Genomic DNA, 18,331 nt, shown 5'->3' with positions numbered 1-18,331 from the left:
CGGCGTGCTGGGATGTGGTCGTGCGGATGTTGTGGCCACCACGTGACGGCGAGCTTCCCGACGAGCAGCTGGAAGGGCTCTACGACTACCCCGACGCGCTCACCCGGCCCTGGGTGCAGGCGAACTTCGTGTCCGGCGTGGACGGGGCGGTCACCTTCGCGGGCCGCTCGCGCGGGCTGGGCAACGCGGCCGACCGGAGGGTCCTCGCGCTGACCCGCGACCTGTGCGACGCGGTGCTCGTCGGGCACGGGACCGCGGCGGCCGAGGGCTACGAGGGGATCAAGGTGCGCGAGGTGCGCGCCGAGCGGCGGGCCCGGCTGGGGCTGGCGCCCGTGCCGCCGATCGCGGTGGTCACCGCGCGGTGCTCGGTCGAGCCGACCTCGCCGCTGGTGACCAGCACGCTGGTCCCGCCGATCGTGCTCACCACCGCGGCGGCGCCCGAGGCGCGGCGGCGGGCCCTGGCCGAGGCCGGGGCGGACGTCGTGGTGGTCGGCGACACCTCGGTGGACCTGCGCGCGGCGCTGGCGGCGCTGGACGAGCGGGGGCTGCGGCGGATCTCCTGCGAGGGCGGGCCGGCGCTGTTCGGGGCGATGGTCGCCGAGGAGCTGGTGGACGTGCTGTGCCTGACCCTGTCCCCGCTGCTGGTCGGCGGTGACGCGGGGCGCATCACGGCGGGGCTGCCGGAGGCGCGGCGGGCGCTGGAGCTGGAGTCGGTGCTCCACGACGACAGCACGCTGCTGTTGCGGTACCGGTGGGCGGGCGCGGGGCGAGCGGGGTGAAGTGACCTGAACTGACACTGACGGGTGACTCGGGTCGCGGTGGCGGCGCGATCTGGGCACAGTCCGCATCCGAACGGGTGCACGACGTCGTCGGCACCGGAGTCCGGTGCCGGCACCGGGGTCGGTGTGGGAGTCGGAGTCGAAAGGACCGCCATGGCCGAGAGCAGCGCCGCCGCAGCGGAGGGCGGCCCACCCGCCCGGCTCGCCGAGGACACCTCGCAGGGCAGGACCACCATCGCCTCGTCGGTGGTGCAGAAGGTCGCGGGCATCGCGGCCCGGGAGATCTCCGGCGTGCACGCGCTCGGCGGCGGCGTGTCCCGCGCGTTCGGCGCGCTGCGCGAGCGCATCCCCGGCGCGGGCACCGCGAACACGGCGGGCGTTGCCGTGGAGGTCGGCGAGAAGCAGGCCGCGATCGACCTGGACCTGGTGGTCGAGTACGGGGCGGGCATCGTCGACCTGGCCCGCGCCGTGCGGCGCAACGTGATCACCTCGGTGGAGCGGATCACCGGCCTGGAGGTCATCGAGGTCAACATCGCGGTCAACGACATCCACCTGCCCGAGGACGACGAGCAGCCCGCCGGGCAGTCGAGGGTCGAGTGATGCACGTGTCCGAGGACGTCGAGGCCGCGCTGCTGGCCCACCCCGCGGTCGCGCGGCTCGACGGGGTATTCAGCTCCTGCCTGCCCGGGCGGCGCGTGGTCGGGGTGCGGGTGGAGGAGCGCGTGGAGGTCGCCGTGGTGCTGCGGCTCGGGCACCCGATCCCCGAGGTGGTCGCCGAGCTGCGCGAGCGGGTCGGCGCGGTGGCCGGGCCGGTGCCCGTGGACGTCGTGGTGGCCGACCTGGTGGACGCGTGAGCCGCGGGCGGTCCCGCGCGGACGGCGGTGACCCGGAGGCGTTCGCGCTGGGGTTGGCGGCGCTGCGCGAGGAGTTGGCCGCGCACCGGGAGCCGTCGGCGGAGCGCAGGCCGTGGTGGCGCCGCCTGCTGCGGCCGGGTGGCGGGGAGGGGCGATGAGCGCGACGCAGACCGGGTTGGTCGCGGGCCTGGTGCTGGGCCTGGCGGCGACGAACGGGTTCGGTGCCTTCGTGGTGACGCTCGCGGTGGGCGTGATCGGCGTGGTGGTGGGCCGGGTGCTCGACGGGCGGCTGGACCTGGGCGACCTGCTCGGCCGCGGGCGCGACCGGTGACCGGGGTGCTGGAGATTCACTCGTCCGTGGTGCGGAAGGTGGCCGCGCACGCGGTGCGCCTGGTGCCGGGCGCGGTGCCCGACGGGGTGGCGCGGGTGGACGGTGCGGGGGTGGGTGGCGCGATCCGACTGGACGACGGGCGGCCGGACCGCGGGTTGGACGACGGGCCGGCCGACGGGCCGGGTGGTGCCGAGTCGGGCGCCGCCGTTCCCGGTGGGCCGGATGTGGCCGTGGCGGTCCGGGTGGCGCTGGCCTACCCGGCGCCGCTCCGGGCGGCGGCGGCCGAGGTGCGGCGGTGCGTCGCCGGGGAGGTCGAGCGGATCACCGGGTACCGGGTCCGGTCGGTGCTGGTGACGGTGACGGCGCTGCGCGGCGGGCCCGGGGTGGGGTGAGCGGTGCGGGTGGTGCTGCGGGTGCTGTCCCCGCTGCTCGGGCTGGCGCTGGCCGCCGCCGGGCTGCTCGTCGTGGTCGAGGTGGGGTGGCGGTGGGTCGGTCAGGGCTCGCTGGTCGGCCCGCTGACCGGCCTCTCCCCGACCGCCTGGACCTGGACCGACCGCCCGGTCCCCCTGGTCGGCGCGTGCATGGCGGCAGGCGGCCTGGTGCTGCTGGTCGTGGCGCTCGCCGCGCGTGCCCCGCTGGTGCCGCTGGACGCCCCGGCGGACCGGGTGCGGGTGGCGATCACGCCCGCCTCGCTGGCCCGGGTGGTCGGCCGCCGCGTGCGGGTCGAGCAGGGGGTGGTGGAGGCGTCGGTGACGGCCTCGCGGCGCCGGGTCCGGGTGCGCGCGGTGAGCCGCACCCACGACGAGGCCGCGCTGCGCCCCCGGCTGCTGGAGGTGGCGCGGGCGGTGGTCGAGGAGTTGCCGCTGGCCGACAGGCCCGCCGTGTCCGTCGTCGTCCTCTCGCCGAAGGACCGGGAGGGCCGGTGATCCGTTCCTGCCGCACCGAGCGGACCATGGCGGTGCTGGTCGGGCTCGTCGCGCTGCTGCTGGGGTTCGCTGCCCTGGCCCTGCACTACTGGCGGGTGGACCGGCCGGTGCTGGACCCGGTCGCGCTGGACTGGGCGCGCGGGCACCTGCCGTGGGTGCGGGCCGGGCTGGTCGTGGCGGGGTTGCTGGCGGTGTTGTCCGGGCTGCTGTGGGCGTGGCGGGCGGTGCGGTCGGAGGCCCACCCGGACCTGGTGCTCGACGACGGGCTGGTGGTCACGCCGGACGCGCTGGCCGCGGCGGTGCGGGCGGACGCCGAGCGGGTCGACGGGGTGGCCGCGGCGCGGGTGTCGGTGGTGGGCGCATCGGGCGCACCGAAAGCGCCGGACGCGGCGGTGCGAACGGGCGCCGGGAAGCGGGTGTCGGCGACAGGCGCACCGAAAGCGCCGGACGCGGCGGCACGGGCAGACGCCGGGAAGCGGGTGTCGGCGGTGGGCTCGCCCGCGCTGCGGGTGCGGTTGGTGTTGCGGCCCGGCGCGGACGTGCGCGCGGTGTGGCAGGCCCTGGACGCCCGGGTGCTGGCCGGGGCGCGCACCGCCCTGGAGGCGACGGTGCCCGCGGCCGTGGTGCTGGAGCTGGGCGCGAAAGAGCGCAAACGCGTGCATTAGCGCTGTTCACCGGGCAGGATGGCCGGCGTGCCGCTCCCGCTGAAGCCACCCGTCCAGCCCATGCTGGCCACCGCGGTGGACGCCATCCCGACCGGTTCGGACCTGCTGTTCGAGCCGAAGTGGGACGGCTACCGGTGCCTGGTGTTCCGCGACGGCGACGAGGTGGTCCTCCAGTCGCGCAGCGGCAAGCCGCTCAACCGCTACTTCCCCGAAGCGGAGGCCGCGCTGCGGCGCACCCTGCCGCCGCGGGTCGTGGTGGACGGGGAGCTGGTCGTGGCCAAGGGCGGCAAGCTGGACTTCGACGCGCTGACCGAGCGCATCCACCCGGCGGCGAGCCGCATCGCGCTGCTGGCCGAGCAGCAGCCCGCCGGGTTCGTGGCGTTCGACCTGCTCGCCCTGGGCGACCGGGTGCTGCTGGACGAGGCGTGCGCGCGGCGGCGGGAGGTGCTGGAGGGCCTGATCACCCCCGGCGACTCCCTCTACCTGACGCCCTCGACCGCGGACGCGGCGGTGGCGGCGCAGTGGTTCGAGCTGTTCGAGGGCGCGGGCCTGGACGGCGTCATCGGCAAGCCCGCGACCGGCGGTTACACGCCCGGCAAGCGCACCATGGTCAAGGTCAAGCACGCGCGCACCGCGGAGTGCGTGGTCGCGGGCCTGCGCTGGCACAAGGACACCGAGCCGGGCACGGCGGTCGGCTCGCTGCTGCTCGGCCTGCACGACGACCAAGGCGTGCTGCACCACGTGGGCGTGGTCGGGTCGTTCAAGGCCGCCGAGCGGCGCGCGCTGGCGTCCGAGCTGGCCGACCTGATCACCGACGGCGACCACCCGTGGCTGGTCGAGCCGGACGGCCGCCGGCTGCCCGGTGAGATCAACCGGTGGCGGGGCAAGCAGGCGGAGTGGGTGCCGCTGCGGCCCGAGCGGGTGCTGGAGATCTCCTACACGCAGACCGAGGGCGCCGCGCCCGCCCGGCTGCGCCACAACGGCCAGTTCCGCCGGTGGCGGCCCGACCGGGACGCCGGGTCGTGCCGCTACGACCAGCTCGAACAACCGGCTCGTTACGACGTGGAGTCGGTCCTTCGCGGTGAGGTGCGACCGGCGTAGCCTGCAGGTCGTGGTGGGGGACGTGGACGCGCTCATCGGCGAACTGGACGACCGCATGCGGCAGGACTGCCGCCGGCTGTCGCTGTGGCGCAACGTGCACCGGACGACCGGCATGTCCTACACGGTGGTGATGATCCTGGTGCCCGCCGTGCTGGCGGTGGGGTTCACCTCGTCGGAGACGCCGCTGGGCAAGGTGCTGCTGCTGGCGGCGGCCGTGGTGGGCGGGCTGAACGTGACGTTCAAGCCGTACCTGCACAGCAACAAGCGCCGCTCGGACGTCAACACCATGCGCCTGCTGCGGGACGAGTTCCGGGCGGAGGTGGCGGCGGGCGGCGACCGGCTCGCGGTCTACCGGAAGTACTCGGCGGCCTACGCGGCCGAGTTCGAGCAGCGCGGCGGGGAACTGCTGGACGGCAGGCTGAGCGCGGAGCCGGGCACCGATGCCGAGCCGGACTCCGGGACCGGGGACACGCCGGACACCGGGTCGGACGGCGCCTCGAAGACCGGGACCGACAACGCTCCGGACGCCGGGACGAACAGCACCCCGAAGACCGGGGCCGACAACGCTCCGGACGTCGGGGCCAACAGCACCCCGGGGGCCGGCAGCACCCCGGGCACCGCCCCCGACCGCGGACCGGAGCCGGGGCAGCAGCCCTGACACCCGCCGCGCGCCGCCGCTACACCTCCGGCGGCCTGGCCGTGCGCGTGGCCCCGATCGACGCCAGCACGACGCAGAACACCGCGACCCACTGCGCCGCGTGCAGCCCCTCGTGCAGCACGAGCAGCCCGGCCAGCGCGGCGACCGCGGGCTCCAGGCTCATCAGGATGCCGAACACGCGCGGCGGGATGGTGCGCAGCGCCTCCAGCTCCAGCGAGTACGGGACCACCGACGACAGCAGCGCCACCGCCGCGCCCGCGACCAGCACGACGGGGTCGAGCAGCGCGGTACCGGCCTCGGCGATGCCGAACGGCAGCACCAGCACCGAGCCGAACACCATCGCCAGCGCCAGGCCGCCGCCGTCGGAGGTGCGGTTGCCCAGCGCGGCGGCCAGCAGGATGTACCCGGCCCAGCAGGCGCCCGCGCCCAGCGCGAACAGCACGCCGGTCAGCTCCAGGCCACCGTCCACCCTGGTCAGCAGCAGCACGCCGGACGCCGCGAGCAGCGCCCACAGCCCGTCCAGCCAGCGCCGCGAGCCCAGCACGGCCACCGCCAGCGGGCCCAGGAACTCGATGGTGACCGCCGCGCCCAGCGGGATGTGCTTGATCGCCTGGTAGAAGCTCAGGTTCATGGCGCCCAGCACCAGGCCGTAGGAGGCCACGACGAGCCAGGTGCGCCGGTCCAGCCGCAGCGACGGCCGCCACACCACCAGCAGCACCACCGCGGCCAGCACCAGCCGCAGCATGACCGTGCCGGTCGCACCGGCCACGGTGAACAGCTGCTTGGCCACCGCCGCGCCCACCTGGACGCTGACCACGCCCAGCAGCACCAGGGCGGGTGGCGGTATCGCGCCGAACGCCCTGGCGGCGAGCGCGAGCGGCCCCGCGCGGTGGTACCTGCGTTCGGGGAGCCCTTCGACGTGCACCATGACCACGGCGACCATCCTGACACCCCGCTCACCGGGTTCTCACCTGGATTGTGTGAGGCTTCCCCCACTCTGTTGGGAGAGAGCGAGGACCTGCTGTGCCGCGTCGGCGTCACGCCGCCCTGATCCTGGTGGCCCTGAGCGCGCTCGCCGCGTGCAGCGCGGGTCCCTCGACCCGGCCGGTGATCGCCGTGCGCGGCGACGGCGCCGAGAGCGCGCAGGCCGCGGTGCCCTCCGGTCCCCGAGAGGTGCCGCCGCTGGAGGACTTCGAGCAGGGCGGCCTGACGTGGTCGTCGTGCACGGAGGAGACCGAGTCCCGGATGGCCGGCACCGCGCCCGCGGGCGACCACGAGTACGAGTGCGCCCGGCTGACCGTGCGGCTGGACGCGTCGAACCGGCCCGGTCGCGGCAGCCTGGGCGTGGCGCTGCTGCGCGTGGGCACCGGCGGCACCCCGCTGGTGGTCGTCGGCGACGCGGAGGGCGAGCCCGGCACGCTGAAGGCCGCGCGGCTGGCGGCGGTGCTGCCCGCGGAGGTGCTGAGCACGTTCACCCTGATCGGCGTGGACCGGCGGGGCACCGGCCAGTCGGACGGCGTGCAGTGCGTGCCGAACTCGGCGCGCACGGCCATCGTGGAGGCCGACCCGGCCGACCCGACCTCCGAGGACCTGCAGGAGGCGTTCACCAAGGCGAGCCAGGAGTGCGTGATCGACCTGGAGAACCGGCTGACCGCGGTCGACTCCTGGCGCACCGCGGCCGACCTGGAGCAGCTGCGCGAGGCGCTGGGCGTGCCGCACCTCAACGGGATCGGCGTCGGCGAGGGTTCGCGGGTGCTCACCACGTACGCGAGCCGGTACCCGGACCGCATCGGCCGGCTGGTGCTCGACGGCGCGCCCGACCCGACGCTGGACGCGCAGGGCGTGGCCGAGGCGCGCGCGGTGGCGGCCGGTGAGGCGTTCGCCGCGTTCGAGAAGGACTGCGTGCTGCGCGGGTGCCCGCTGGGCGCCACCGCGACGAGCCGGTTCACGGCGCTGCTGGAGGCGTTGCGGGACGCGCCGCTGCGCGGTGAGGACGTCGACCTGACGCCGGGCACGGCGACGGTGGCGGTGCTGGTGGGGCTGGCGGACCGGTCGCGGTGGCCGCAGCTGGCGGACGCGCTGGTGGCGGCCGAGGGCGGGGACGGGAGCAAGCTGACCGCCTTCGTCGCACCGCTGCTGGTCGACCAGGACGACAGCCCGCCGTGGCTGGACGCCGGGATCGTCACCACCTGCAACGACACCACGACCCGCATCCCACCGGAACGGGTGAACAGCCTGACCGCGGACTGGCGGGAGAAGCACCCGCTGTTCGGGGCGTACTTCGCGCGCAAGCTGCTGACCTGCGGTCCCTTCCCGGTGCCGCAGGCGGTGCAGGTGCCGAAGCTGGTCGGCGCGCCGCCGGTGCTGGTGCTGACCTCGGCCGCGGACCCGGTGACGCCGGCCGCGGGTGGCGAGCGCGCGGCCCAGGCCCTCCCGGCCGGGGTGGTGGTCGCCTGGCAGGGCAGCGGGCACGGTGCGCTGGGCCAGTCGGTCTGCGCGACCACGGCGGCCCAGGAGTTCCTGGTCAACGCCAAGGTGCCTGTTTCGGGCACGGTCTGCCCGCCCTGAGTGGGGGGTGGTTCGGCTGGGCGGGAGCCGGCTCGGGCTGGGCGAGGGTGGCTCGGCTGGGCGGAAGCCGGCTCGGGCTGGGCGGAAGCCGGCTCGGGCTGGGCGAGGGTGGCTCGGGCTGGGCGGAAGCCGGCTCGGACTGGGCGAGGGTGGCTCGGGTTAGGCGGGGTTAGCTCGGCTGGGCGGAAGCCAGCTCAGGCTGGGCGAGAGTGGCTCGGACTGGGCGGGGTTGAGCGGGACTGGCTTGGCCGGCCGGAAGCCGACTCGGGCCGCCCGGGGCTGACCGCCCTGGCTCGGGTGGGCTCGGGTGGGCTCGGGCTGCGCGGGCCAACGTCACCGGTTCGAGTGAAACAACCCGGTCTTCTCACACCTCGGCCCCGGCTCGCCTGGGCGGCCGGGGCCGGCGGTCGACCCGCGCGCCGACTGACTGCGCGCCGGCTAACAGCTCGAACAACACCCGCAACCCGGGCCCGTGCAGCCGTTGCAACAGCCGCAGCCGTCGAGTTGGGCCTGTTCCGCGGTCGTGATCTCTACCACCATCCTGGCCTCCCGCGATCGAGCGGACTTCCTGCGACCCGAAGGTATTTCGCCCCCACGGTCCGCCCTACCGCTGCGCAGGGGAAGGCCCCTCACTCGATAGCGGAACGCCGACCGGCGGCACGTAGCGGTGCGTGTTCACCCGGTCGACCACCCGCCCCGTCAGCCACCCGGGCCACCCGGGTCACCCCGGCCCGTCACCCGTTCAGCTCGTCCAGCGCCCGCTGGGCCGCCTCCAGCTCCGCGCGCAACTGCTCCACCCGCGCGAGGTGCCGTTCCCGGGCCGCCGTGAGCACGCTCTCCACCGCCTCGTCCACCTCGGCCGGCAGCAGCTTCGCCGCCTGCGCCACCGCCGAGGCGGCCACCGGCGCGGCCTTCAACGTCCGCTTCGACCCCCACTGCACGTCGACCGTCCACTCGCCCTCGGCCGTGGACGCCAGCGTGACCGTCACCTCGGCGGGCTTGTTCTTGCGCGCCCCGCCCGGCTTCGCGGCGGTCGCGGCGGCGGCCGGCTTGGGCGCGGGCGGCGCGGCGGGCTTCGGCTTGGGCGGCGGCGGCGCGGGCGTGTAGATGTGCTCGACCGGCGCGGGCGCGGCCGCGGGTTCGGCCTCCTTCGGCGGTGCGGGCGCCCGCTTGCGCGGCGCGGGCTTCTCCAGGGTCAGCTCGGCGGGCGAGAACGACAGGTCGTCCTTGTCCCCCGTCGGCCGCACCTGGATGAAGTCACCCTCGGCGGGCTCGGTGAACGCCACCACCTTGCCCGACCGCCCCGCCTCCACCCCGACCGCGGCGGAGGTGAACCAGACCGCGGGCGGCGTGCCCGTGGCCAGCTCCGCGCGCAGGCGCTCGACGTCCTCGGCCGACAACCCGGTCGGCTTCGCCCTGGCCATCCCGGCCACCTCCACAACTCGCACAAGTGTTCGGTCGTGCAGTTTGCCCTATGCCACCGACAACGGCGCCAACTGCCGGTCGTGCACCCGCGAGAGCACCCCCTGCGAGACCACCGAACCCACCAGCGCGAGCAGCATGTCCCACTGGGTGTCCCAGACGTCGCCCTGCGTGCCGAGGAAGTCCGCCGCGGCCTCGCCGCCGATCAGCGCGCCCGCCCACTCCACGAACTCGTAGCACGCGCTGACCGCCAGGCACGTGGCCGACACGAGCGCGAACAGCCAGCCGCCCGGCCGCAGCGGCGTGCGGCGCAGCAGGACCTCCCGCACCAGCACGGCGGGCGCGAAGCCCTGCACGAAGTGCGCGAACCGGTCGTAGTTGTTGCGCTCGGACCACGGCAGCTCGCCCAGCGGCACCTCGGCGTAGGTGTAGTGGGCGCCGAGCGCGAGCACCAGGGCGTGCCCGAAGACCAGCCAGTAGGCCAGCGGGGTGAGCGGGAACCGGCGGCGGGTCCACACCAGCAGCGGCAGGGCCAGCAGGATCGGCGCGACCTCCAGCAGCCAGGTGCCCCAGCTCCTCGGGTGCACGGCCGACACCCCGACCGCCACCAGGACCAGCACCCCGAGCGCGACCGGCAGGCGGTCCCCAGGTCTCATCCGGTCGATCCTGCCACGGCCGAGGGGCCCCGCGCGGACCTCGTCGTCCACACGGGACCCCCCGGGTCCGCGGTCAGCCCGTTCAGGCGCCGAAGCTGATCCAGTTGACGTTGACGAAGTCCGCCGGCTGGCCGCTGGTGAACGTGAGGTAGACGTCGTGGCGGCCGGTCAGGTCCGACGTGTTCGCCGGGACCGTGCGCCAGCTCTGCCAGCCGCCGGTGTTGGCGATGGCGAAGCTGCCGACCGGGGTGGCGGTCGGGCTGCCCAGGCGCACCTCGACCAGGCCGCTCACGCCGCCCGCCGCGCCGCTGGCGACCCGGGCGACGAACTGCCTGCCGGTGCGGGTGCCGAAGTCGACGCCCCGGAACAGCGCCCAGTCGCCGTTGGCGATGGCGGCGATGTTCTGGCCGCCGCCGGTGTCGGTGGTCGTCTCGCGGATCAGGCCGTTCTGCTGGTCGTAGGACTCGGCCTGGATGGTGCCGAACGCGTCACGGGACGTCGGCGGGGTGGTCGTCGTCGTGGTGGTCGAAGTGGTCGTGGTGGTGGTGGTCGTCGTCGTCGACGTGGTGGTGGTGCCGCCCGAACCGGAGTCCGTGCCGCTGCCCGCCGGACCGCGCCAGGCGGTGGACGAGGCCGGCACGCTCAGCGACTGCCCGTCGGAGAAGGTCACCGTGGTCGCCGACGCGCCGGGGTTGTAGGCGACGTAGGTGCGGGCGCCGTTCTTGCTCAGCACCGCGTGCGTGGGCACGTTCGCGGTGACCGAGGTGTCCGGCGTGCCGAAGGTGTCCAGCGAGGTCAGCCAGTGGTAGGCGTGGGCGCGCGAGTCGCCGCTCTCCGGCTCCAGCCCGGAGCCGTACTGGGCCAGCGCCTGCGCGGGGTCGGCCAGGGCGAGGAACTGGGTGATGACGTCCTTCCACTCCACCTCGGTGCCGCCGTTGTTGGCGCGCAGCTCGTTGATGTTCTGGAGGATGTCGGCCTTGTAGTCCGCGTGGTAGAGCGAACCGCCGGTGATCGGCAGCATGTTGATGCCGTGGATCTCCTCGGGGTTGGCCGTCCACCACGTGCTGTAGCTGCCGCCCGCGCCCCAGACGATGCCGAGGGTGTCGTGGCCGTAGCCCGCCGGGAACGTCGCGTTGTCCTTGTCGAACCAGTACTGGCCGATCGCGGTCTCCTGCGTGGTGTGCAGGTAGATGCCCGCGTCGCGCAGCGCGGTGTCACCGGTGGCCTGCCCGAACAGCACGGCCGCGGTGGCGAACATCATCGCCTCGGACGAGGACTCCTCGTTGTTGCCGTGCGCGAAACCGGCGTGGCCGGACGCCCAGCCGTGGCCCGCGTAGGCGTCGAAGTTCCGCAGGAACGGGAAGCGCGTCTCGCCGCGGTCGTAGTTGTTGGCGTCCTTGAGCAGCAGCTTGACCATGCCGCCGTAGCGGGCGTCGCTCGCCCACGTCGCGTCGTGCTGCGCGAGGATCGCGGCCGCCAGCGCGTAGTAGCCGTAGTGGAAGTGGTGGTCGTTCAGCTCGGAGTCGGTGCCGTAGCCGGCCGGGTAGCCGATCAGCGTGCCCCACGTGGCGTCGTAGGCGAAGAGCCTGCCGGTCTCGCCGGAGCTCGCGGTGAGCCAGTCGGTGAGCCGGTCGCGGACCAGGGTCAGCAGCCGGTCGCGGCCCGCGGTGTAGCCGATCTGGTTGGCCACCCGGGCCAGCGCGGCCAGCCGCCACAGCGCCTTGCCGGTCCAGTAGGTGTCGGAGGCGCCCTTCCACGGGTCGGCGGCGTTGAGCTCCTGGTCGATCTCGGCGCGCAGGCGGTTGCGGTCGGCCGACGGCGACAGCGGGAGGGCGGGCAGGACGCCGTTGAACGCGCTGCGCGTGGTGAACGAGGCGCCCTCGCGCAGCCGCATCTCACCGCGCGGCGAGGTGTAGCGGTAGGCGGTGGTGGTGTCGCCGGAGTTGAGCCACTGGTGCCGGTAGAGGGCCTGCAGGGTGCCCGTCTGGGTGCCCTGGCGGGCGGTGGTGGTGGCCGTGTAGGTGGCGGTGAGCTGGGCGTTGGCGGAGTTGTAGGACCAGCTGACCTTGGTGTCGGTGACGAAGGAGAACGCGTAGCGCTGGAACAGGCTCAGCGCGTCGCGACTGGGCAGCGCGGCGACGGAGAAGAACGCCGCGGGCGAGGTGGCCTCGGCGGTGCCGACCAGGGACCAGTTCGCCGGGGAGAACAGGGCGTAGTCGTGGCCGTTGACGGTGACGCCGAGCGTGGTGCCGGTGTTGCTCCAGACCGTGGTGGGCGCGTTGAAGGCGACCCGGGCGTTGCCGCCGGTGGCCTCGGCGTAGACGTACGGCGAGCCGTGGCCGATGGTGGTGCGCAGGGTGCGGGTGCCGTCGGTCCACAGAGGACTGACGGTCCAGTCGGACCAGCCGTCGACCTGCGTGCGCGGCGCGTTGAGGCCGCTGACGCCGACGAACAGCTCGTCCCGGTGCATGAACTCGTAGCCGCGGCCGTCGGAGGTGATGGTCGGGCTGGTCGGGTAGCCGACGCCCAGGCCCTGCGCCGCCGCGTGGAAGGTCAGCGGGTGGGCGTACATGTTCTCGGAGTACGGGTTGCCGGCGTAGCGCTGGAAGGCCAGCGACGACCACCAGTCGTTGGTCGGGACGGGGCGGCCGGCCAGCCGCGAGGTGACCTTGGGCGTCACCGCGGCGCCGTCGGAGTTGGTCGGGCCGGTCGTGCCCGCGGGGCGGGTGGTGGCATAGCCGCCCGCGCCGACCGTGACGGCACCGGCCGTGCCGGTCGTGGCGAGCGGGACGGCGGCGGCCGCGAGCACGGCGACCGCCAGGGCCGCCACGTGGGGGCGGATCGAACGCACGGGGTACCTCCAGCAGGGACTCACAGCTCTGTGAGCGGGAACGCATGAGAGCGCTCTCACAGGTCCAAACGGTAAACGCCCTGCTGTTGCTTGTCTACGGTCCGCCGCTTCTTGCCCTGTTCAGAGCCGTCTCAGCGGGACGGACGCGGGATCACGGGGCGTCGTCGCCCTCGGTCCTCAGGTGGTACTCGCAGCCGTACTCGACGGCGTACCGGAGGTCGTAGTGGTGGACGATCTTGGGGCCACCGTGGAGGTGCACGTGGGTGACGGTGGGCTTCGGCTCGTCCGGCGCCTTGGCGTGCGAGTCGACCCGGCCGTCGAGGGGGCCGCCGACGAACCGCACCACGTACGCCTGCGTCATCCGGTGTCCTCCCCCTGTTCGGCGTTCGGCTCCATGGTACGGGCGGACCAGCGTGAACAGGACCGCTGTGGCGTCGGGAACAGCCGGATGACCCAATCGCCGGACCGGTGCCCGTCGAGACCGCGCCGCTGCCGCTCGACGCAGCCGGGCCGCCGGGCGCGCACGAACGCCGTCCAGTCCGCCGGCTCGTCGACCGGCCGGGCTCCGCAGGCCCACGTCCCCGGTGCGGCCGGGCGACCCCCCGAGGCTTCCCCGGAGTCGATCATCACCCGTTCGGACGCGTCAGTCGGCCCTCTTCCGCGAAGGCTGCACGCGCGGCGGCTCGCCGGGCATCTTGGGGTAGTCGGGCGGGTACGGCATCTCGCCGCGCTCGTCGGCGGCGTACCAGTCCAGCAGGGTCTCGATGCCGAACGCCTCGTCGTCCAGGCCGGCGTGCGGGTCCCCGTGCTCCGCCAGGTACCCCGGCACGGTGAGCACGTCGAAGTCGTCGGGGTCCACAGTGGACAGCTGGTCCCACGTCACCGGCGTCGACACGGTGGCCCGGGGCGTCCCGCGCACCGACCAGGCGGACGCGATGGTGCGGTCCCGCGCGGCCTGGTTGTAGTCCAGGAAGACGCGCTCGCCGCGCTCCTCCTTCCACCACGACGTGGTCGCCCGGTCCGGTGCCCGGCGCTCCACTTCGCGCGCCAACGCGATGACGGCGTGCCGCACGTCCACGAAGTCCCACTCGGGCCGGATGCGCACGGCCACGTGGACGCCCCGCCCACCGGAGGTCTTGGGGTAGCCGACGAGCCCGAGCTCGTCCAGCACCTCCTTCAGGACCGACGCGACCTCCACCGCGTCCCGGAACCCCGTGCCCGGCTGCGGGTCGAGGTCGACGCGCAGCTCGTCGGGCCGGTCGGTGTCCGCGCGCCGCACGGGCCAGGGGTGGAAGTCGAAGGTGCCGAGGTTCGCCGCCCACGCCAGCACGGCCGGCTCGGTCGGGCACACCTCGTCGGCCGGGCGCCCCGAGGGGAACTTGACGCGCGCCGTGCCGACCCACTCGGGCGCGCCCTTGGGCAAGCGCTTCTGGTAGAACGCCTCGCCGGTCACGCCGTCGACGTAGCGCTTCAGCGTGGTGGGCCGGTCGCGCAGCACGCGCAGCAGCGGTTCGGCAACGGCCAGGTAGTACTCGACCACCTGGAGCTTCGTGATGCCCCGCTCGGGGAAGTACACCTTGCCCGGGTTGGACACCCGGACCACGCGCTCGCCTACCGCCAGTTCCACCGCTTGGGCCACCCGGGTGAGCCTAGTCCCCGATCGGCGCGGTTTCCGGTTCGGACAGGCACAACGTGAGCGTGTTTTGGCGATGTGGTTTGGGGATTTAACCCTTTCGTATGCAAGTGGTCGGACCTGCGCCCTACTGGCCCGCGCTTCGCTACAGTCCTGAGCCGACTACATAGCGCAATCGGGGAGGTTTGTGCTGTGACCGGTGCGGACAAGGGGCCGACGGGGGACGTGGGCCAGTACGCCGTGGAGCAGTACCAGCAGCAGGGCGGTGGCGGCCTGGCCGGGCTGTTCGCCACGGGGTTGGGCAACATCGTCGCCGCGACCAGGGCGGTGGTGGCCGCGAGCGAGGCGCAGGCGCTGTCGGTGGACCCCCACGCGGTCGACTCGATGCTGCGCAAGCTCACCGAGATGCAGGACGCGCTGGACGCGGTCCAGCAACGCGCGGACTTCCTGGTCACCCGGACCCCCATCGGTCTCGGGTACGCGGAGGAAGTCGGTGACGTGAACGCGCAACTCGGTCGGCAGGTCGTCGGCGACATCATCCCGGAGATGGTCAAGGCGATCACGGACCTGAAGGACCAGATCGAGAAGAGCCGGAACTCCTACCAGAACACCGACGAAGCCAAGTCGCAGACGCTCAACAACCTCTGACAGGACGACGCACCCCCGATGAACCGCGCACTCACCCGTCTCCCGATCGCCCTCGCCCTGCTGGCCGCCGCGGCGTGCTCGGGCAACGGGGCTTCCGGCACGCCGACGCCCGCGCCGAACAGCGGTGGCACGACCACCTCGACCACGGGCAGCACGGTCGGCGGTGGCGACGCCCTCGCCGACCTCAAGCCCTGCGACCTGCTGACCAGCGGTGAAGTGACCCGGCTGGGACTGTCGAACCCCGGCGAGGCGGACCGGGTCGGCGGCGCCGAGGCGTGCCGCTGGAACGTCAGCGGGAACGGCGGCCTGCTCGCCGCGGTCAACCCGACGCAGGGCTTCGCGGACCTCAACTACGAAGGCGAGAAGACCTCCCCCACCAAGGCGGGCGATCGCGACGCGATCCTGGTCGAAGCGCACGCCGGCGCCCAGAACATCTGCCACGTGGTGATCGAGGTCTCCGACTCGTCCAGCGTGCAGGTGATCGCCAACCTCACCGCCAGCTCCACCGACACCGCAGCGGCGTGCAAGCGGGCGACCGACGCCGCCGAGTTGATCGCGCCCAAGCTGCCCTGACCCGCCCACGTCCCGACGGGGGATGACGTGACCCACGAGAAGCCACCGGTGCCCGAGCCGACCGCGAACTACCCCGCGTACCAGCACGCGGACATGAAGCGGCAGGTCGAGGAGAACTTCAACCCCGGCGCCGCGGGGGAGATCGCCGAGGAGTGGAAGTCCATCGGCGAGACCTTCACCCAGCTCGCCGTCGACTTCCGGGTCATCGTCAGCGGCTCGGAGTCGGGCTGGACGGGCAGCGCCGGGGAGGGCGTCCGCACCGCGCTGGCCAAGGTCGGCGACTTCAGCGACCTGACCGGCGACCACTTCACCGCCACCGGCACCGCCCTGCACGACCAGACGACCGCCGCGGCCGAGGCGAAGAGCCGGATGCCCGACCCGGTCGACTACGACCCGAAGAAGATGTTCACCGACGCGATCTCCAGCGGCAGCCTGGTCGAGCTGGCCGCGCTGCCGGTGACGATGCCCCTGCGGAAGGCCGAGTCCGAGGAGGCCAAGGCCGAGGCCGTGCGGGTGATGCAGGCCCGGGACGACGCGATGCGCTCGGCGACCTCGTCGATGCCCGCGTTCGCCGAGACCCCGACCGTCACCCGGGACCAGGGCACGGCCACCAGCACCAGCCAGACCTCCTCGACCTCCACGCACACCGTCGACCCGGGCACGCGGTCCGGCTCGACGGAGACGCCGAACACGGGGCGGACCGACCCCAGCGGCACGACCACACCCTCGTGGACCGCGCCGCCGACCCTTCCCCCGCCGTCCGCCACGCCCCCGGTCACCCTGCCGCAACCACCCCCGTCCGCACCCCCGACGCAACCCCCGTGGCTCGCGCCACCCGGCACCAGGCCGCCCGGCAGCGGACCGACCGCGCCGCCGCGCAGGCCCGTGCCGCCGCCCCCGGGGCTCCGGCCTCCCGGCGGTGGGAACAACCCGCCCGGGCGTGGTCCCGGTGGAGGGCCGCGTGCAGGAGGCGGTCCGGGAGGCGGCGGGCGTCCCGGCGTGCCCACGATGCCGGGCACGGGCGGGCGCGGCGGTGCGCCGGGCGGGTTCGGGCCCCTCGGCGGCGGTGGCCAGTCCGGCTTCGGTCCCAACAGCCCCAACAACCCCAACAGCCCTCAAGGCCCGAACGGCCCCAACGGCCCCGCGGGCACCCCCCGCCAGGGCGGACCGGCAGGTCAGGGCGGACGCGGCCCGACGAACACCCCCGGCACCCCCGCCGCGACGGGCGCGGGAGCCGGTCAGGGCGCCGAGGACCAGGAGCACAAGGCCAAGTACCTGATCCCGACCGACGACTACTTCGACGACAACCGCCTCGTCGCACCACCCACCATCGGCGAGTAGATGAACACCTCCGCGACCCTGTCCCTGCCCGAGTTCGAAGTCCTCTGGGAGGACCTGCGCACCGGCCCGATCCCCTACCCGTTCGACATCCCCACCCACGGCGCCACCCTGCCCGAACGCGCCCGCCTCAAGGCCGACGTCCACGCCGACCTCGAACGCCGCGGCCTGGCCCACCGCCAACGCCCCGAACCGGAGCTGGAAGACGCCCTGCGCCTGCTGGCCAACCCCGGTACGTCCATCACCGTCCTGGGCCTGCCGGACCGGGGCGGGCTGCTGCGCGCCCTGGTCGCCGCCCGCGGCAGGCGGGTGGTGGTGGCCGTCCAGCAGGACGACGGCGTGCGGCTCGACCTGCTGCGCGAGGTGAGCCCGGCGCAGGCCGCGGTGGGCGTGCTGCCGCCGCGGCCGCCGGGGCCGGGTCGGGCGGTCACCGTGCCGGCGTCCGCCCTCCAGGAGCAGCATCGGACCAGCGCGCACGACGACGTGCGGGCGCTCCAGCGGATGCTCGCCGGCCCGGTCACGGGCACCGGCCACCTCACCGCCCGGCCGTCCGGGCAGGCGGTGACCTGGATCGACACCCCGCGCGGCCGGTACGCGAGCGTCGGCACCGACTGGCTCACCGTCGCGCCCGCCGACCCCGCCGCGCTGGTGCGCCGGCTCAGCCGGGCGCTCGCGCCACCAGCCCGGTGACGAACGCGTCCAGGGTCAGCTCGAAGCTGTCGTGGTCCAGCTCCTGCGCCACGCCGGGCAGCAGGTGGGCCTTGTCCAGGTTCGGGTACCGGTCCCGGTAGAGGGCCTGGTCCTCGGAGAAGCCGCTGGAGAACGACGACAGGGCCGCGCCGAACACCAGGTACATCAGGCCCGCCGCGATCATGGTGGCCTCGCGCCGCGACCAGCCGCCGGCCACCAGGCCGCCGTGCACGACGTCCAGCCTGCGCAGGGACGCCTCGCGGTGCGCGGGCCCGTAGGCCAGGAACGGCACGATGTTGGGGTGCTGGGCCAGCGCCGCCCGGTAGGACCGCGCCGCGCTGCGCAGGCCGCTGCACCAGTCGCCGCCCTCGAAGCCGGACACGTCGACCTTCTCCAGGATCTCGGCCGCGACCTCGTGCAGCAGGTCGTCCTTGGTGCTCACGTGCCCGTACAGCGAGGCCGCCTGCACGCCCAGCTCGGAGGCCAGTTTGCGCATCGAGAGGCCGTCCAGCCCGTCCCGGTCGATGATGTGGAGGGCGGCGGCCCGGATGCGCGAGGCGCTCAGGATCGGGTTCCTCGGCATGTCGCTCCCTTGCCCGCGGGTCTGGTCCGCGCCTAGGTTAGATAACCTAACAGCG

At 74.2% G+C, this 18,331-nt stretch carries 22 protein-coding genes; 15 read left to right on the top strand and 7 right to left on the bottom strand.

What is annotated here, in order from left to right; genetic code table 11:
* Window positions 1–26 precede the first annotated feature (26 nt).
* The 10 genes from EKG83_RS09350 (at window position 27) to EKG83_RS09305 (ending at window position 5,314) form a co-directional block, all read left to right on the top strand.
* Window positions 27–779: a pyrimidine reductase family protein gene (locus EKG83_RS09350; RefSeq protein WP_033432632.1), complete on the top strand. Its 753-nt coding sequence runs from the start codon at window positions 27–29 to the stop codon at window positions 777–779.
* Between the two features lie 153 nt (window positions 780–932).
* Window positions 933–1,379 carry an Asp23/Gls24 family envelope stress response protein gene (locus EKG83_RS09345; protein WP_033432605.1) on the top strand — a complete coding sequence of 149 codons (447 nt, stop codon included), beginning with the start codon at window positions 933–935 and terminating at the stop codon, window positions 1,377–1,379.
* Window positions 1,379–1,633 (top strand): hypothetical protein, encoded by a 255-nt coding sequence (locus EKG83_RS09340; RefSeq protein ID WP_033432631.1) that lies wholly within the window; start codon window positions 1,379–1,381, stop codon window positions 1,631–1,633. Before EKG83_RS09345 ends, EKG83_RS09340 begins: the two co-directional genes overlap by 1 nt.
* Complete coding sequence (locus tag EKG83_RS09335) at window positions 1,630–1,791, top strand: hypothetical protein (protein WP_153277968.1); 162 nt, start codon at window positions 1,630–1,632, stop codon at window positions 1,789–1,791. The genes EKG83_RS09340 and EKG83_RS09335 overlap by 4 nt, the downstream gene beginning before the upstream one ends.
* Window positions 1,788–1,964: a hypothetical protein gene (locus EKG83_RS09330; protein ID WP_033432604.1), complete on the top strand. Its 177-nt coding sequence runs from the start codon at window positions 1,788–1,790 to the stop codon at window positions 1,962–1,964. Before EKG83_RS09335 ends, EKG83_RS09330 begins: the two co-directional genes overlap by 4 nt.
* A 5-nt stretch (window positions 1,965–1,969) precedes the next feature.
* Window positions 1,970–2,356 (top strand): hypothetical protein, encoded by a 387-nt coding sequence (locus EKG83_RS48945; protein WP_153277967.1) that lies wholly within the window; start codon window positions 1,970–1,972, stop codon window positions 2,354–2,356.
* Window positions 2,357–2,359: 3 nt separating this feature from the next.
* Window positions 2,360–2,890: a DUF6286 domain-containing protein gene (locus tag EKG83_RS09320; protein WP_033432603.1), complete on the top strand. Its 531-nt coding sequence runs from the start codon at window positions 2,360–2,362 to the stop codon at window positions 2,888–2,890.
* Window positions 2,887–3,555, top strand: coding sequence for a hypothetical protein (locus tag EKG83_RS09315; RefSeq protein WP_033432602.1), 669 nt, complete (start codon window positions 2,887–2,889; stop codon window positions 3,553–3,555). The genes EKG83_RS09320 and EKG83_RS09315 overlap by 4 nt, the downstream gene beginning before the upstream one ends.
* Before the next feature lie 18 nt (window positions 3,556–3,573).
* Window positions 3,574–4,656: an ATP-dependent DNA ligase gene (locus EKG83_RS09310; protein ID WP_033432601.1), complete on the top strand. Its 1,083-nt coding sequence runs from the start codon at window positions 3,574–3,576 to the stop codon at window positions 4,654–4,656.
* Window positions 4,657–4,666: 10 nt separating this feature from the next.
* On the top strand, window positions 4,667–5,314 hold the full coding sequence (locus EKG83_RS09305) for a hypothetical protein (RefSeq protein WP_153277965.1): 648 nt from the start codon (window positions 4,667–4,669) through the stop codon (window positions 5,312–5,314).
* 19 nt (window positions 5,315–5,333) lie between these two features.
* Here EKG83_RS09305 and EKG83_RS09300 read toward each other — a convergent pair whose 3' ends face one another.
* Window positions 5,334–6,257, bottom strand: coding sequence for an EamA family transporter (locus EKG83_RS09300; RefSeq protein ID WP_153277964.1), 924 nt, complete (start codon window positions 6,255–6,257; stop codon window positions 5,334–5,336).
* An 80-nt stretch (window positions 6,258–6,337) separates the two neighbouring features.
* Here EKG83_RS09300 and EKG83_RS09295 point away from each other — a divergent pair, with 80 nt between their 5' ends.
* Window positions 6,338–7,882, top strand: a complete 1,545-nt coding sequence (locus tag EKG83_RS09295) for an alpha/beta fold hydrolase (protein ID WP_033432599.1) — start codon at window positions 6,338–6,340, stop codon at window positions 7,880–7,882.
* Between the two features lie 734 nt (window positions 7,883–8,616).
* Here EKG83_RS09295 and EKG83_RS09290 read toward each other — a convergent pair.
* The 5 genes from EKG83_RS09290 to ligD all read right to left on the bottom strand — a co-directional run bounded on the left by EKG83_RS09290 (window position 8,617) and on the right by ligD (window position 14,450).
* Window positions 8,617–9,306 (bottom strand): DUF6319 family protein, encoded by a 690-nt coding sequence (locus EKG83_RS09290; RefSeq protein WP_033432628.1) that lies wholly within the window; start codon window positions 9,304–9,306, stop codon window positions 8,617–8,619.
* A 48-nt stretch (window positions 9,307–9,354) separates the two neighbouring features.
* Complete coding sequence (locus EKG83_RS09285) at window positions 9,355–9,960, bottom strand: DUF2238 domain-containing protein (RefSeq protein WP_033432627.1); 606 nt, start codon at window positions 9,958–9,960, stop codon at window positions 9,355–9,357.
* A gap of 82 nt (window positions 9,961–10,042) precedes the next feature.
* Complete coding sequence (locus EKG83_RS09280; protein WP_170191881.1) at window positions 10,043–12,811, bottom strand: glycosyl hydrolase; 2,769 nt, start codon at window positions 12,809–12,811, stop codon at window positions 10,043–10,045.
* Between the two features lie 151 nt (window positions 12,812–12,962).
* Window positions 12,963–13,172, bottom strand: coding sequence for a hypothetical protein (locus EKG83_RS09275; protein WP_033432598.1), 210 nt, complete (start codon window positions 13,170–13,172; stop codon window positions 12,963–12,965).
* Window positions 13,173–13,454: 282 nt separating this feature from the next.
* Complete coding sequence (gene ligD, locus EKG83_RS09270; protein WP_033432597.1) at window positions 13,455–14,450, bottom strand: non-homologous end-joining DNA ligase; 996 nt, start codon at window positions 14,448–14,450, stop codon at window positions 13,455–13,457.
* A 186-nt stretch (window positions 14,451–14,636) separates the two neighbouring features.
* On the opposite strand from ligD, the gene EKG83_RS09265 reads away from it, so the two are divergent.
* The 4 genes from EKG83_RS09265 to EKG83_RS09250 are packed head-to-tail and all read left to right on the top strand — an operon-like array spanning window position 14,637 to window position 17,693.
* Window positions 14,637–15,092 carry a hypothetical protein gene (locus EKG83_RS09265; protein ID WP_033432596.1) on the top strand — a complete coding sequence of 152 codons (456 nt, stop codon included), beginning with the start codon at window positions 14,637–14,639 and terminating at the stop codon, window positions 15,090–15,092.
* Window positions 15,093–15,110: 18 nt separating this feature from the next.
* Window positions 15,111–15,665, top strand: a complete 555-nt coding sequence (locus EKG83_RS09260; protein WP_051766289.1) for a DUF3558 family protein — start codon at window positions 15,111–15,113, stop codon at window positions 15,663–15,665.
* A gap of 27 nt (window positions 15,666–15,692) precedes the next feature.
* On the top strand, window positions 15,693–17,006 hold the full coding sequence (locus tag EKG83_RS48940; RefSeq protein WP_033432595.1) for a hypothetical protein: 1,314 nt from the start codon (window positions 15,693–15,695) through the stop codon (window positions 17,004–17,006).
* The gene (locus EKG83_RS09250; protein ID WP_051766288.1) at window positions 17,007–17,693 is read left to right on the top strand and encodes an ESX secretion-associated protein EspG; all 687 of its coding nucleotides are present in this window, start codon (window positions 17,007–17,009) and stop codon (window positions 17,691–17,693) included. It begins immediately after the preceding gene.
* Here the strand turns inward: EKG83_RS09250 and EKG83_RS09245 are convergent.
* The gene (locus EKG83_RS09245; protein WP_033432594.1) at window positions 17,662–18,276 is read right to left on the bottom strand and encodes a TetR family transcriptional regulator; all 615 of its coding nucleotides are present in this window, start codon (window positions 18,274–18,276) and stop codon (window positions 17,662–17,664) included. The genes EKG83_RS09250 and EKG83_RS09245 overlap by 32 nt on opposite strands.
* Window positions 18,277–18,331: the final 55 nt, after the last annotated feature.

This window comes from Saccharothrix syringae (assembly GCF_009498035.1).
GTDB classification, from domain to species: domain Bacteria; phylum Actinomycetota; class Actinomycetes; order Mycobacteriales; family Pseudonocardiaceae; genus Actinosynnema; species Actinosynnema syringae.
This window is presented reverse-complemented; position numbering and strand designations above follow the sequence as displayed.

Coding starts and splice junctions, on each gene's coding strand:
- EKG83_RS09245 (WP_033432594.1), bottom strand. CDS start 18,276: ATGCCGAGGAACCCGATCCTGAGCGCCTCGCGCATCCGGGCCGCCGCC.
- EKG83_RS09285 (WP_033432627.1), bottom strand. CDS start 9,960: ATGAGACCTGGGGACCGCCTGCCGGTCGCGCTCGGGGTGCTGGTCCTG.
- EKG83_RS09300 (WP_153277964.1), bottom strand. CDS start 6,257: ATGGTCGCCGTGGTCATGGTGCACGTCGAAGGGCTCCCCGAACGCAGG.
- EKG83_RS09340 (WP_033432631.1), top strand. CDS start 1,379: ATGCACGTGTCCGAGGACGTCGAGGCCGCGCTGCTGGCCCACCCCGCG.
- EKG83_RS09260 (WP_051766289.1), top strand. CDS start 15,111: ATGAACCGCGCACTCACCCGTCTCCCGATCGCCCTCGCCCTGCTGGCC.
- EKG83_RS09350 (WP_033432632.1), top strand. CDS start 27: ATGTTGTGGCCACCACGTGACGGCGAGCTTCCCGACGAGCAGCTGGAA.
- EKG83_RS09250 (WP_051766288.1), top strand. CDS start 17,007: ATGAACACCTCCGCGACCCTGTCCCTGCCCGAGTTCGAAGTCCTCTGG.
- EKG83_RS09275 (WP_033432598.1), bottom strand. CDS start 13,172: ATGACGCAGGCGTACGTGGTGCGGTTCGTCGGCGGCCCCCTCGACGGC.
- EKG83_RS09290 (WP_033432628.1), bottom strand. CDS start 9,306: ATGGCCAGGGCGAAGCCGACCGGGTTGTCGGCCGAGGACGTCGAGCGC.
- EKG83_RS09345 (WP_033432605.1), top strand. CDS start 933: ATGGCCGAGAGCAGCGCCGCCGCAGCGGAGGGCGGCCCACCCGCCCGG.
- EKG83_RS09330 (WP_033432604.1), top strand. CDS start 1,788: ATGAGCGCGACGCAGACCGGGTTGGTCGCGGGCCTGGTGCTGGGCCTG.
- EKG83_RS09310 (WP_033432601.1), top strand. CDS start 3,574: ATGGCCGGCGTGCCGCTCCCGCTGAAGCCACCCGTCCAGCCCATGCTG.